8 protein-coding genes are annotated in these 15930 nt (G+C 35.5%); 3 read left to right on the forward strand and 5 right to left on the reverse strand.

The window, feature by feature from the left end:
* Positions 1 to 4: 4 nt before the first annotated feature.
* From N2Z72_05330 to N2Z72_05345, 4 genes are all read right to left on the reverse strand, one after another.
* Positions 5 to 2929, reverse strand: coding sequence for a DEAD/DEAH box helicase (locus N2Z72_05330; GenBank protein MCX7697100.1), 2925 nt, complete (start codon positions 2927 to 2929; stop codon positions 5 to 7).
* A 52-nt stretch (positions 2930 to 2981) separates the two neighbouring features.
* Positions 2982 to 5717, reverse strand: coding sequence for a gliding motility-associated C-terminal domain-containing protein (locus tag N2Z72_05335; protein ID MCX7697101.1), 2736 nt, complete (start codon positions 5715 to 5717; stop codon positions 2982 to 2984).
* 11 nt (positions 5718 to 5728) lie between these two features.
* A complete protein-coding gene (locus tag N2Z72_05340; protein ID MCX7697102.1) occupies positions 5729 to 6193 on the reverse strand; it encodes a hypothetical protein in 465 nt (154 codons plus the stop codon).
* 109 nt (positions 6194 to 6302) lie between these two features.
* Positions 6303 to 8240 (reverse strand): Omp28-related outer membrane protein, encoded by a 1938-nt coding sequence (locus N2Z72_05345; GenBank protein MCX7697103.1) that lies wholly within the window; start codon positions 8238 to 8240, stop codon positions 6303 to 6305.
* Positions 8241 to 8837: 597 nt separating this feature from the next.
* Between N2Z72_05345 and N2Z72_05350 the strand changes: the two genes are divergently transcribed.
* The gene (locus N2Z72_05350) at positions 8838 to 10382 is read left to right on the forward strand and encodes an acyl-CoA carboxylase subunit beta (protein MCX7697104.1); all 1545 of its coding nucleotides are present in this window, start codon (positions 8838 to 8840) and stop codon (positions 10380 to 10382) included.
* 11 nt (positions 10383 to 10393) lie between these two features.
* Positions 10394 to 10720: an acetyl-CoA carboxylase biotin carboxyl carrier protein subunit gene (locus N2Z72_05355; protein MCX7697105.1), complete on the forward strand. Its 327-nt coding sequence runs from the start codon at positions 10394 to 10396 to the stop codon at positions 10718 to 10720.
* 17 nt (positions 10721 to 10737) lie between these two features.
* Here the strand turns inward: N2Z72_05355 and N2Z72_05360 are convergent, their stop codons facing one another.
* Positions 10738 to 13197, reverse strand: coding sequence for a TonB-dependent receptor family protein (locus N2Z72_05360; GenBank protein ID MCX7697106.1), 2460 nt, complete (start codon positions 13195 to 13197; stop codon positions 10738 to 10740).
* Between the two features lie 97 nt (positions 13198 to 13294).
* Between N2Z72_05360 and N2Z72_05365 the strand changes: the two genes are divergently transcribed.
* Entirely contained in the window at positions 13295 to 15913 is a 2619-nt protein-coding gene (locus N2Z72_05365) for a choice-of-anchor J domain-containing protein (protein MCX7697107.1), read from the forward strand.
* Positions 15914 to 15930 lie beyond the last annotated feature (17 nt).

Consider the following 15930-nt stretch of genomic DNA (forward strand, 5'->3'; position numbering starts at 1 on the left):
TCGATCAGTTTTCTAAAAGTCCGATCAATTCATCGTAACTAAATAAGGGATAAGTTTTATCATCATTAAGATATTTATCGAATAATGCTTTCTTTTCTTTTTGTAATTCGACGATTTTTTCTTCAATAGTGTTTTTGGTAATAAATTTATAAGCAATGATGTTTTTATCTTGCCCGATGCGATGTGTGCGGTTAATAGCCTGATTCTCTACGGCTGGATTCCACCATGGATCAAGCATAAAGACATAGTCTGCGGCTGTTAGATTGAGTCCAAAGCCGCCAGCTTTGAGCGACATGAAAAACAAAGGTATTTCACCTGTTTGGAACAACTCCACCATTTTACCTCTTTGTTGCGAAGGTGTTTGACCGGTAAGAAGCAAGTACCTAATATCTTGCTTTTCAAAATATGATGTGTAAATCTGAAGATGCTTTACAAATTGGCTGAATATGATAATTCGATGATTTTCTTCCAGTGCTTTTTTGATATGTTCGACAACCTGTACAAATTTACCTGATTCGCCCTGAAAACTTTTATCGACAATAGTAGGGTGATTAGCAATAAGACGAAGCTTCATTAACCCCGACAAAACAATCATATAAGTTTTATTTCTTATGAGTGAGTTTTTGTTTTCTAATAAATAATTACGAATCTCTGACTTACGAATTTCGTAAACTTTCTCTTGCTCTTCTGTCATCATGCAATAATGGATTTTTTCTGTCAGGGGAGGCAGCTCTGGAGCAACTTGTTCTTTGGAACGCCGTAAGACAAATGGTCTAATTGTCTTTTTAATGCGGTCTTCTTTTTCAGGATCCGTCGAAAAATAGTGTTTGAATGTTTGGAGATCACCCAACATGCCAGGATTAACAAAATTGAGCTGTGCCCATAAATCAAGAATCTTGTTTTCGATCGGAGTGCCGGTTAGAACAAAACGAGCTCTTGCTTTTAACTTCAAAACACTTGCATAAATCTTGCTAGTAGGATTTTTGATGTACTGGCTTTCATCCAAAATTACAAAAAGCCATGGGATATTAGCTAATAATTCGATGTCATTTCTGAGCGTTCCATATGTAGTTAGAACGATATCTTGACAAGTCAAAAAAGGAATTAATTGATGCCTTTCTACACCTGCATAAACAACATATTTGAGACCAGAAGTAGATGAATTTATTTCATGCACCCAATTATGAACAATGGAGAGCGGAACGACGATCAATGATGGATATGAGGAATGCTCTTCTAACAACGAATTCTGGTGTTTAAACGGCAAATCTTTCCAATTGCCATCTTCAATATCTTTCTTTACCTTTGAGAGAAAGGCCAATACTTGAATTGTTTTTCCAAGTCCCATGTCATCGCTTAAACATCCACCTAATCTTTCCGATGCTAAAAAGTAAAACCAACTCATTCCATACAACTGATAAGGTCTCAAAGTTTTTTTTAATGAAGAAGGAGCAGATAAAATTGGTATATGGGAAAAGTCAACCCTAGACTTTATCATCAATCCGCTATTTTCGTCTTCTAGACTTATAAGAAGATTTACATTGGATTTGGTAATCTCAATGACGTTGTCTTTTTTAACCTTTCCAAGCAAGAAAACATCTTTAAATTTTGAAAACCATGCCGCTGGTATAACGAAAACCCTACCGTCAGGCAATATGTATTCTCGTTCATTATTCAAAATATTTTTTCGCAAGGCAGTGAACGGTATCCACGTATCATCATCTAACTTAATAATCATGTGAAGATCAAACCAATCATGAAATTTCTTAATATCTTGCTTTAATTCAATACTCTTCCAGTAGTAAGATTTTTCAAAAGCTGATACAATAGCAACATTTTTTTCTTCAAGTATTGGAAAAATCTGATTGATATAATTGATAAGCTCATGTAAAAAATCTATAGAAAAATAATTTTCATGTTTTAAGCGAAGTTCAACGGGTAAGAATTCATTTGCCTGGATTCTTTCTAAGCCAATTTCCTCCAACCAGGCAATCATTTTTTTTTCATATTGAAAATCCCTTTCAATAACCTCGAAAAAATATTCTGAATTCTGTTTTTTAAACCTAACATATCTTCTTTCCTCATGAAATGGTGAGATATATTGTCCTTGATAATTAAACTGAACAGAAAAAGAATATCCAAAAAAAGGAGATTGATTTAAAAAAAGACAAAGTTGAGGATGCTGACGTATGTAATTGACTTTAATTCCAGAAAAGAAGGGGTCGTGATAAAGAAGAATTTTTTTAACAAACTTTTGTAAATATGCATCCACCTGCTTTGATGGAACAATAATTTTATCTCGCTCAAGAAAGGGCTGTAGTTTTTTCCCGTCGACATTGGCTTCAACTCTATAAAAAGTTGTGTTGTGAATTATCCAACATGGCTCATAATTAAGAATGATTGTATTTCCATTTCGTAAATTAAGATCTTGATCATTATTTTTCAAAGTAAGCTGATATACGAGTTGATTCCCATCATATTGGAAATAAAAATTTGCCTTTAGAATATTTTTCGAAGGAAAAATTGGCTCATTTTGAATAATATTTTCATATTCACCTCTGTAAAAAAGTGGAATAGAATATTCAGACAAGATTTGAATAGCTGCATCCGTTTTTTTCCTTAGGTAACTAACCACATCTTTGAATAATTTTTCATTATCAGGGAGTTGATTGAAAAAGTCATACATTTTTACTTGTCCGCGTGTAAAGTGAGAAACTATAAACTCAGGACGGCATTCATACAGAATGCGCACTGCCTCGTATTCAGCATCGGAATATTCTTGAAGATAGGTGTTAATGTTGTTAGGAGAAATACGAATAGCTCTGTAACTCCAAAGTCCTTTTCTTAAAATCTCTACCGCATATGGTTCAATCATCCACTGAAAATCAGGATCACGGACGATAGCAAAGACCAGCTTAAAAACGCCCATAACGGACTTCTCATTTTTCTGCAAAAATAAGTCTTAATTATTAGAAAAACTCCTACTTTACAATAGTTATGGTACCATCAAACTTTTTATCATAGCGATGTGGATAAAGTATAAAATAATAGGTTCCTGCACTCACCTCACTGCCATCCCAATCATTCTTGTATGGAGAAGCGAAATATATCAATTTACCCCAGCGATTATAAATAAACAGTTCAGATTTAGGATAATTTTCTATATTTCGAATTACAAAATAATCGTTAAAACCATCTCCATTTGGAGTAATAACATTGGGCACCGTCAAGATATCATCAATCACTACCACCGGTTTAATAATAGTATCCATACACCCATATTCGTTAATTGCAATTAACATTACGTAATATGTCCCTTCAGAAGAAAAGGAATGAGATGGATTGGTTTCCGTACTAGTATTGTTGGAAGAAAGACTATCACCAAAATACCATGTAAGCAAAGTATAGCCCTGACTCAGATTATTAAAATAAACTGTAAACGACGGATCCTGCATAGAATAAATCGTATCTGGTATGGCATTGAAATCAGCTAAGGGTGACGGATAAACAGTTATCACATCATTTAAGTACAAAATAGAATCACAATCATGTTCATTCGTTACAGTTAAAATCACATCGTACACTCCTGGTTGTGTATACACATGAGTTGTGGTCTGAAGGGTATCATAAGCTCCGTCGCCAAAAGACCAATGATAAGCAATGGTAGGTGAATGAGTTTCTGTAAATGTTACCACCAAAGGAGCACAACCTTCCTGTGGTGTGATTAAAGCAGAAGCAGGTGGCTTCGGATAAAGCTCAATGAGCACGATTGAATCTTTTGCCGTACATCCAAAAGTATCTGTTACCAATAAGATATATTTTCCTGCAGGTATTCCAATGTTATTCTGCGTTGTAGCTCCATTAGGTATCCAATAATAAGAGTATCCTGGTGTTCCACCTGTCACTGTAGCATAGATAGCACCTGTAGAATCATTCTCACATCTTACATCTTCTTTGCTTAGTTGAATGAAAATGGCCGGATTATCAATAACTTGCACTTCATCGTATAACGTACAGCCACCTCCATCTGTGACTGTTACTGCATAATACCCTGCCGTACCCACAATACTGTCAGAACTCCATGGATGTGAATCAGTCACACCAGTTGACCAGACAAAGGTATAAGGAGGGGCTCCATGATTAGCTTGCGCTATGATGACCCCAGAACTATCACCATAACAAATGACGGTATCACCAACAATAGACATAGTCATGAAAGGACCACTCTGCAAATGAACAGGAGGAAAACTATGTGTACCAAAACAACATAACTCCCATGTTTCATTAAACCAAGTCAAGGGGATGTACCCGAGTGGAATATTTAAACTAAACAATGGCCCAATGGTAATGGTAAAATCCTCAGGGAAAACGGGATTTATGGGAACCTCCACTGGATTAAAGCAAATTTGTTGATCCGAATTTTCAGGATGTTCCACACACAAAGGAGGAACATTGAAAAAGGGTAATGGAGCAAGAAAAGGAATATTTAAAGTGAAAGTGAAAGCATCTAGCGAAAAAGAAAAAGCTAAGCTATCCCACGTGTGATTAGTAAATTCATTATCCATCCAATGACGAACAGGAGGGTTAAACTGACTCACACCAAAGCAAGGCCATTTAATGTATAAAATGTTGCCTACTTTAAAAACTATGGTATCGTTGGTTCCTATTTGCACTGTATCTCCCGTTGAAGGATTAAATTCAAAGTAATCGAGTGGTTGAGGAAAAACAAGTTCAGTATAAATTGTAGGACAAAATGTAAAATCTTGATGAAGGTAATTGTTCATAGAAAGCAACACGTTGGACAATATCTCATAGCTTAAAGTTATCCCCGAACCTAAATTAATGGTACTAGAGTTATAAGATAAAAGTTGCTGTATAGCCGGACCAGTTGGAGGAGGTAAAATATCTCCCATAAATCCAAGAAATGTCAATATATCCAACGAAAGCGTTAGGTAGTAATCTTGACCCTTTGCATACAAGCATTTATCACTACCAAGATAATCAGTGGTTTCAATATATGGTATGTCGGCGAAAAGATTTAATCCTATCCCCCCAATGTTATTCAAAACAAGCGGAACCACTTGACTTTGACATATAGCAGGTTGACCATTTTGAAAACACGGATAGATCGAATTACCGGTAATGGTATTAACTTCAAAAATGGTCATGGAATCGTCGGGAACAGAAATATCAAGTAAAGAAATGTTGGTACAACCCACAAAACAAATCTGACCAATAGCCTCCACACTTAATCCAAAATCAAGATCAAGATTAACAACTCCAGTCTCAGGAAAATGAGTAGTTAAATCCCATCCTGGTAAAACTGTATAGTCAGAGTATATAGGAAAATACTGCCCTGGCACTGGCGTGCCGGGAGATGGAAAGGTAAGTTGTATGTCCACAGGATAAGATACGTCTACACTCCCAGAACTAAAACCGTACAAAGAAAAATCACTCCCTATCATCAAATAAGTATTAATGTCAATTTCAGCTCCAAAATCTCCAAGTAAAGTATGCTCAATTTGCCCAATGCTTGTAGATTCATTGAGTTCATATTGAAAAATAGGTTGGTTGATGTTAAGTGTCCACGTAGACCCATTGGGGCCCCACATGTATTGATTGGTCGTAGCCCAATTGATTTGATGATGGACATCAAATGTCTGCCCCTTTAACAAAAAAAAGCACGTAATTAGCAATATCCCCCCTTTCAGTTTCATAATATTTATAATTATTTTGACCTCAAAGATTGTATGGAGTTAAAGACAGTTTCTTTAAGCATTTTGTACGACAAAGATGGCATCGTAACACTGATATAACATGTAAAGTTATTTTTTCCAGCAATAGCAAGAATTCGTATTATTTCTTGTGGTTGATCACCTTCTAGGTAAAATTGTGAAACGTAAGCATTTCCAAGAAAACCTTCTTCATTGAATTTTAATGGTACACTTTCAATTAAATTGAGTGAATTCTTGGTCAATTGCGAGGTACTAAATCCTTCTATGGCTTTCTGGGCATTTAAGCCGGGAATTTCTTTAAGTTGGAAAACAGCACCTGCACTAGAACTTTTATATACGATTTCATCAGGAGAAGTTGATACCAATTCAAAACTCTCAGGAGGTGTAAATATCACAAGCTGTTGAGTCCAAATCATTATCCCCCCTAGGAAACCTGCCAAAAAACCAATTATTTTCATAAATTACTGTTTTATGCAAAGATAATAAAATTTCACGCAAATCAATAATTATCTTTTAATCTCTACACTCAATCACCTATGAAAAAAATTCTACTCCAAAAATATTCTCTTATCTATGCAACACGATAAAAGGTAAAGAAATGAGAAAATTGTCTTTGTCAGCGATTTGCAAAACATATACACCATTTTCGAACATCGATGTGTTAATTTTCATGCGAGAATTAGCTTCAAAAGCTTCTGTCGTTCTATAGATTTCTTTTCCATCATGCGAACAAATAACTATCATTACTGAAGGAGTAATTGACAGATTACTTTGTAAGAGAATGTAATCATCAGAAGGATTTGGGAATAATAAAAAAGACGGATTTAATTTTTCTTCGAGATTAGCCCCTTCTCCAATAATAATGTCATCGAGAAACAGATTGTTGCCATAACCACTTATAGCTCTAAAACGGAGCATTACGTTATTCATGTTAGCCCATTGACTTAATCCTACACGTTCGATACGCCAATCTTCGGGATTTGGATTAAGGTATTGCGAAGTTAAATAGTTAGAAACTGTAGCAAGATCTGGATCTTGCTTTTTCCAAACATTAGTCCAGCTTTGACCACAGTTGGTACTGACATCAACTTGTAGTAAATCAACATAGTTTGAGTTATATTGTACATGAGCTATTTTAAACGAAAGTCCCGGATGTGATATTCCAGTAAAATTTAGAGGACCCACATATAAATCATCAATAAACCCTCCTGGCGCAAAATAGAAATTGATGAAAGCTGAACCACCGTTAGCGTCTTTTCTCATCCACGTACGTCCATCCACATACACGTCCAACATTCCCATATGGTCGGGAGGAAACTTGGAAGAAGAAAAATCTTGTGTATAAGGAACAGAAATAGAAAAGGGAAATAGATTTATAGCTTTAAAAAATTGATCATTGCTAGATCTATAATCTACATTTCCATTGGGATTCATAACTCTTACAAAATATTTGAGATAACCTTCTTCTTGCGAGCTTATTGATGGAAGAGAAATAGTTGCCTGATTCCCTGGTGAAATAGCTTGCACCACGTGAATAGTATCAGAAATAATATTTTGAAAACCGTATTCAATATCAAAAAAATTAACATTTTGTAAACCGACATTTTTCACTGTCACATTGGATGAAACTGTGTTGTTACAAGATAGGGAGGATAACCCTGATATCGAAAAAGCCTGTAAGTCATAAGGAGGCAAAGGAACTTTTTTCCCATGACCTGAAAGTATTTCTTTTTTGGATTCAGAAACGAAAGCTACTACTTCCAAGTTAGCTACTTCGGCCAATATGTTTCCATATTGCTGCGGCACTTGATAGACTATCACAGTATCCCAGAAAGTACCTGCAGTGGTTTGAGGTATTTTAACTCCCCATTGTCCTGTAAGCAAAGTTCGTAATACATGTTTTTGGTAGTACAAACCATCTGGTCCCATCCATGATGGATTAGAAGAAGCTCCTGCTTGGGGACTTTGAATTTCATCTTGTAGGATAGCTACATTCAAGTAATTTTTGGGATTCGTTGCATTGGCAGTGTAATATACTTCAACCAGAATGGTAAGAGTTCGTGTGGAATAATTCACATTGACATCTACTGCCACATTAACAGGAGAAGGCGTATTTAAAATCTGATTAGTATAGTTTGCCCACTGTGTATAAGGAACTAAAATGGTACCTGATAAAAACTCATGTCGATTGATCATCCCGTCAGGATAACCTTGTACTCCGGCTAGCATAGCTAAAGAATCGCCAAAAGGAGTTCTCAGATCTGGTTCCCCTGGACCAGGATTAGCAAATGGGCCCTGATGAATATTAATGACCCACACCCTTCCAGGATTAGCATTTTTTATTTCATCAGATATACGATGCCCAGTAGGACAAACACTGCAATACATCCCCGTAAACTCCTCTAGAATTGCATTTTTGTTCTGAGGAGAAGTACTGACGATGGTCTGTGAACTCAACGATAAAAAAAAGAAAACAATTACCCAATAAAAAAATATTTTTTTCATAATAGTTTTTAACAAATGTAGTAAAAAATTTTAAATACCCTATTTTTTTTATCATCATCTTCGATAGAAAAAAACTAAATAATAAGACTTATCGAAACTCGCCTAACTTTCTTCTATATCTCTATTTTTCGCGCCTTTTGCTATATTTTCTCAAGATATTTGTTAGTTCATATTTTATATTTTCGTTCAAATATCTCTTCCTGTATAAAATAACACTCATCACGAGATAAAAACCCATTACATTTTTTACCGAAGGATAAAAATGACGAAGATCCAAATAGATAATCCAGGAAACAACTTTGCTGCTTTACTGTCATAATCCTTTTTAATTTGAGTTTACTTAAATGTTTTTTTTCAAAGTTGAAAATTTTTCCAATATGAAGCAAGAATTGGTTTCATTGGTAGATAAGCCTATGCATATATAATAATTTTAAGCCATTCTCTTCCACAATATTACCTATGACTTATTAAAATCAAAATGCAATTATGGTATACCTTGCATTAAGAATCATTGTATTTAGCGACTCGAGTGCTATTCATCAAAGGGAAAAATTAATTTATTAAAAAATACTTACTTTGCAGACTAAAAACATTCATATGTCAATTCGGTCAAAAACGAAAGAATTAAGTGCCCGCATGCGAAGTGCCAGAGAGGGTGGAGGAAAAAAAGCTGTGGCCAAACAGGTTGCGATGGGCAAACTCACAGCTCGCGAAAGAATTTTGGCCCTTTTAGATCCTGATTCCTTTCATGAATATGATCTTTTCGTAGAACATGCGGGTAGGGATTTTGACATGGACAAAAAGTATCTTCCAGGGGATGGTGTAATTACTGGAACGGGAACCATCAATGGTTACCCTGTTTGTATCTATGCACAAGACTTTACGGTAGCTGGTGGTTCTTTAGGCTTTATGCATGCTAAGAAAATCACAAAAATCATGGATCACGCTTTGAAAATGAAGATGCCCATCATTGGAATTAACGATTCTGGTGGAGCACGTATTCAAGAAGGTGTAAACTCACTAGCTGGCTACGGAGAAATTTTCTATAGAAATAGTATCGCCTCAGGTGTCATTCCTCAAATTTCAGTGATTTTAGGGCCATGCGCTGGAGGTGCTGTATACAGCCCTGCATTGACCGACTTTGTTTTTGTTGTTGATAACATATCTAAAATGTTTATTACTGGTCCTGAGGTCATAAAAACAGTCCTTGGAGAAGAAATTTCTATGGAAGAACTTGGAGGTGCAAGAATACACGCTGAAAAAACTGGTAATGCTCATTTTTACGCACGCACTGAATTTGAATGTTTTATGCAGATTAAAAAATTGCTTTCTTTCATTCCATGGAATAACATGAAGAAAGCCGATCCTTTCCCTCCATCTAACCCCAAAAGAGATTATAAAATTGAAAAAATTTTCCCCTCTGATCCTAAGGAGCCTTACGATGTTAGGAACATTATCAGAGCCATTGTTGACGATTCTGATTTCTTTGAAGTACAACAATTGTTTGCTCCTAACATCGTAATTGGATTTGCACGTATTGAAGGTGAAACTGTTGGATTCGTTGCTAATCAACCTCTATACCTTGCAGGTGTTTTGGATGTGGATAGTTCAGATAAAGCTGCACGTTTTATTCGCTTTTGCGATTCTTTTAACATTCCTATTGTTACCTTGGTGGATCTTCCAGGTTACCTACCTGGAGTGGATCAAGAACATAGCGGGGTCATTCGTCATGGAGCCAAGTTGCTATATGCTTATAGCGAAGCCACTGTTCCTAAAATTACCGTTATTTTACGAAAAGCTTATGGTGGGGGTTATATAGCCATGGGATCTCGTCACCTAAGAGCAGATTTCGTATTTGCATGGCCTACTGCTGAAATTGCTGTAATGGGCCCTGAAGGTGCTGCTAATATTATTTTCCGCAACGAAATTCAACAAGCTGAAAATCCTGAAGAAGTAAGACAGAAAAAAATTCAAGAATACCGCGAAAAATTCGCTAACCCTTATGTAGCAGCAGCTTTTGGGCATATTGATGCAGTCATTGATCCTCGAGAGACAAGAAAATTTGTAGCTCATGCTCTAGAAGTTTCTTCACAAAAGAGCGTAAGTAGACCACCTAAAAAACATGGAATTCCACCGTTTTAAATTTTCCGCTCATGAAAAAAGACAAAGAAAAACCTGAATATCATAAATTTTATTTTGAATCAGGCGAATTTTATGGCTTGCCGACGGAAAAATATTTAAATCGCAAGCCATATAGACCTCTCAATCCAAAACATGTTTTATCAATTATCCCTGGTATCATTCGGAAGATTTATGTTAAACCTAATCAACTTGTAAAAGAAGGAGATATATTACTTGAATTGGAAGCCATGAAGATGTATAATAAAATCCTTGCTCCTATGACTGGGAAAATTAAACACATACATGTTAGTCCGGGAGATAAAATTCCAAAAGACTTCATCATGATTGAGTACTATTAATTTAGATCTCATTGCATTTAAAAATCCATGTCCTCATAATTTTGATTTTCCCTATCTCTTTTTTTCCTGTCGCGAGGCTTGTAGTCTCCTTTTAATTTCCATGTCAGGTTTAGCATGACAATGGGGGATTCATGCTTGTGTTGATTGATGAAAAAATACGTGGGCTGATCGAAAATGATTTCAAATTTTTGCGTCATAAAGATGTCCATCGCGTTCAAAGAAACTATTATTTTGTCTTTTAAGAAAGATTTTCGAAAACCAGCATTTACTGCCCAAGAGGGCTGACGAGTTCCTTGCCCAGTAAAACGGGGGCCATTAAACATGCCAGTAAATTGTAGTTCAGTCATATGAGGCAATTTGAAAGTTTGATTGGTTTTTAACGACCAACCTCTTGCATCACCTGTAATGGAAGTTTCAATATTTTGTCCATTGATACGCGTCCAATAATATTGCCCACTTATAGTAAAATTCCACCATTTTTGTGGTTTTCCAGAAAAAGTGGCATCTATACCAGTCGAAACTGCACTTTGATAATTTTGCCATGTCATGATAAAAACAGAATCATTGATGCTTTGTCGATAACGAGTTATCACATCGGTCACATATTTATAAAAAACAGAAGGAATGAAATTGAACTTTTTTCCATATAAAGCATACGAAAACTCTACTGAATGAATGTATTCGGGTTTTAGATATGGATTTCCTGCTCTAATGTTAGGATAATTGCTATAATCTTTAAAAGGATTTAAATTAAAAAAAGAAGGGCGATTTATCCTTCTGCTATATGTCAGTTGAATTTGATGATTAGGTCGTATCATGTGAGAGATGGCTCCACTTAAAAAAATGCTTTTATAAACATTGATATTATCAGCAGAATCAATCAGATGCACATTTGTTTGAGCATGTTCTAGCCTAATTCCTCCAGAAGCACTCCATCTTTTCCATTGCTTTTTTAATACTCCATAAAGAGCAGCTATTTGTTCCTTAAAAATATATGTGTACAATAACGTATCATTTTGTTTCCACTGAAGTTGATTGAAATCATACCACAAGTTTTCATTTCTAAAATTCATCAGACGCAGGGATCCTTCAAATCCTGCCTCCATCAACATACTATCAGAAAGAGGATAAGACCAGTTAATTTTACCATTTCCTATTTGATGTTTTGTGGCTCTTTGATATAGCTGCCAATTAGTTAACTGAGATTCAATGCTATCACCTTTAAAAAAAAGAAAACGATTAAATGACGTATCTATAAATTTACTGTTGCTCCAAGAAAAATCAATAGTTAATTCTTCTTGAGGCTGTTTAAATCTTTTCATCATATTAATCGCCAGATCTGTATTATGTCCACCTCGCGTATAGTTATTCATGGTAATAAAACTCAAGGTCGTATCGCCAGAAGGATCTTCGTAAAATGAATTAGTCTTGTCTTTTCCTATTCCTTCATTAAAAAAAGTCGTAACGGAAGCAGATAAAGTCCATCCTGGTAAAAAATACCAATCGCCCCCAAATTTAACAGAATAATTTTGCATGAGATCACTTCCGTTTGACTTTTGAAATAAATAGTATTGATCCAATAAATAATATGAAAATCTTTCTCTTTTTCCCATCTGAAAGCTTTGCCTATTTGATCCGTCCAGGTTAAGAAATACTGAATACTTGTCGGTAGAATAATTGAGAGCAAAGTTTCCATTGTATTTATTTTTAGATCCTATGCCCATGGTTAATATTGAATTAAACCCCGATCCTTTCTTTTTTTTCAATATCAAATTTATGATCCCTGTCATCCCTTCGGGATTATACTTTGTTGATGGATTGGTCAGTATTTCTATTCGTTCGATGTTGGAACCTTGTATTTGCTCTAAAGCTGCTCGACGATTAGACCCAGTTAACGTGCTAGGACGACCATCTATTAGCACAAGCACATTTTCACTCCCTCGTAAGCTAATATTGCCATCTTGATCTACTTCAATACCAGGAACATTACGCAACAAATCCAAAGCTGTACCTCCCTGCGAAGTAATATCCTCCTTTACGTGTATTACTTTTTTATCTAATTCCAACTCAATTTGAGGTCTATCGTCTTCGATCGTGACTTCCTTTAGTCGATAAGTGGAAGACATTAAATATATTGTTCCCATATCTATCGACGCATTAGGCAAAGATGTCTGAGGAGAAATCTGTACAGGTGAGACTGTTTTTGGAGTATAACCCAAAAAGCTAAAAGTAATGCGAAACTTCCCAGGGCGAGGAACAGTAATGTTAAATTGACCGTTTTCATTAGTAATACCTCCAGTAACCAGAGATGAATCTTTCAACAAAAACACACTGACCATACAATATTCTATAGGTTTTTTGGATAAAGAATCCAATACAACCCCTTTTAAAGTCCAGGAAAATGAAGTATGATCATCGCGTTGAGCTAAAATCAAGCCATTCCAGAAAAATGGAAATAAAATAATAAGTTTTTTCATAAAGTTTTTTCTTTTAGACAGTCTTATTGTTTTTTTCTTTCGATAATGTATATGAATAATTTTTGATAAATTTGCTCAACAATGTAAAATTTTCATTATGAAAAAGTTTCTTATTCTTACCGTATTTATGAGTTACATTTTGTGCTTGTCTGCTCAAAATGTTGATTCTGATAACATCTTTTATCAGGATCAAAAGAAAAAATTAGGTAATGAAAAAATGCCTATTAAAAGTCTTGCGGGTTCTACTATTGCTTATACTGGAGGAGGCTATATTGCTGGGTCCACCATGATTTTAACATTTCAATTAAATGTTGTATCTAACGATTGGGAGTTTGTCGATGGTGTAAGTATGACGTTCCCTTCAGGAATTACCCCCTTGGAATCTGGGACTAGCAATCCATTAGCAAACCCCAATGGTTGTTCCGGAGCAAATGTAAACCTTGTAACTCCTGTTTCTGGTCAAACCATCATGTGGGGCACTAGCAATCCAACTGGCTGCGGAGCCTTGGATCAAGGAATATATAATTTTCAGGTAAACGTATCTATCCAACCATCCGTTACAGGCCCAAAAACCATTAACTATACCATTTACGGAGATGGATATGGAAGCAATCCTCATGTAATTAATGGGTCTATCGTAATTAACCCTGCTCCATCCTTAGAACTGAAAGTCAATCAACTCTTTTTATCTAACTATTATATCCTAGATAGTACCATCAAACCCTCTGTTGAAATCAAAAACATGGGCGCAAGTAATGCACTAGTAGATGTTGTTTTAAACATTTTAAATTCCTCTAACACACTGATTTATACAGATACATTTTCTTTGTCGCTTCTCCCTCTTCAGACGGATACTGTTAATTTCACACCTCTTACAGCTTCACCTGTTGGTAGCTATACAGCAAAAGCTACCATCCTTATCTTAGATAATGATACTACTAACAATTCATTACAAAAAAATTATCAGGTAGTTATTCCAAAATATGCTTTTGCTTTTAACGCTTATGATCCCACAAGCACCATACCTACTGGCCCAGTCAAAATAGAAATCCCTACGGGTAAAATCACATCTCTCAGTTCGTACAACGGAGATTTTATGAGTGGAGGAGATTTTGTCAATGGAACATGGTATACTTCTCAATACAGTAACACCCAAAACTCAAAAATTATGACTATTGATACTACATCAGGAACGATCACAGAAATTGGTGCAAGTGGCCTTTCTCTCACGGGTCTGGCATACGATGTTAAAACTGGTTTCCTTTATGGTTCTGCATACGACGGAAGTAATTCTAATTTAGTTAAGATTAATATTTCAACTGGTCAATCTTATCCTGTTGGATCCATATGTTCGGGTATCATCATTGGCATTGCTTGCGATTCTGCAGGTAATTTATATGGTATCAATCTTAATGACAACAACTTATATAGCATCAATAAAACAACGGGAGCGGGAACCATCATTGGTCCTTTAGGGATTGATATCAATTATGCTCAAGATATTGGATTTGATCGCAACAAAAACAAGTTATATGGTACACTCTATTCTAGCTCCGGCATTCTTGCAGAAATTAATACAAACACTGGGCAAGCAACCATTCTTGCTACATTTCCCCAAGAACTTGATGCGTTGGCTTTCCCGTATAATTTAGCACCTATAACAAATGACATAGCTGTAATGGGAATTAATCCTATTCCTAAAGGTTGTCACCTTTCCGGCTCTCAATCTATCTCTGTTAACCTATTCAATCCTTCTTCTTCTCAGCTTTTCAACATCCCCATATCCTATAAAATCAACGGTAGTTCTCCTGTAACAGAAATTATCACAGTTACCATTCCCTCTCAATCCAGTTATGTATACACTTTTAATCAAACTGCTAACTTATCTCAAGACGGCGTTTACAACATCGTAGCATATACATCTCTTCCTGGAGATAATAATTCTAGCAATGACACAGCAAAAACCATTACCAAAAACTTTCCCTCACTTCAAATTCCTGTATCATTTGGCTTTGAAACACCTGAAGAAAACGAAACATTTACCATTATCGACGAAAATGGTGGTTCCACATGGAATATCGGTAAGAATCAAAATTATGCACGCACGGATAGCGGATTTGCTTATTATATGTATAATCAAGCTCTACCAGGAAAAGATTGGTTAATCACCAATTGTATTTCTATGGAAGCAGGCAAAACATATCAACTCAACTTTTACTACAAAGCTTTTGATAGCAACTATAATGAAAAAATGAAAGTTTTTCTAGGAACTAGCAATACTGTCAGTGGTATGACAACGCTATTAACAGATCTCGGACTTTTCAATCATACCACATATCAGCTTGGATCGAAAACATTTACTGTTCCCTCTACCGGAGAATATTATATTGGATTTTACGCTTATAGTACCCCAGACCAATTTGCCATTCTTCTCGATGATATTTCTATTAGCGATGTAACTGACATTGTTGAAATAAATAATGATGTTTCTTTTAAAATTTATCCCAATCCATCTTCTGAGCTAGTATTTATAGAGGGAACCACTTGCAACAGCATGATAAAAATTTACAACACTTGTGGACAACTTCTATATGAACACATTGGAAAAGATAATATTACTACCATACCTGTTCTACACCTTCCTTCAGGAATGTACTATTTGCACATCATCGATCACCAAACAACACAAACTATTCCCTTACAAATTCTGAGATAATAAAATTCATTAAATTC

The sequence above is a fragment of the Bacteroidales bacterium genome (assembly GCA_026418905.1).
Classification (GTDB): Bacteria; Bacteroidota; Bacteroidia; order Bacteroidales; family DTU049; genus JAOAAK01.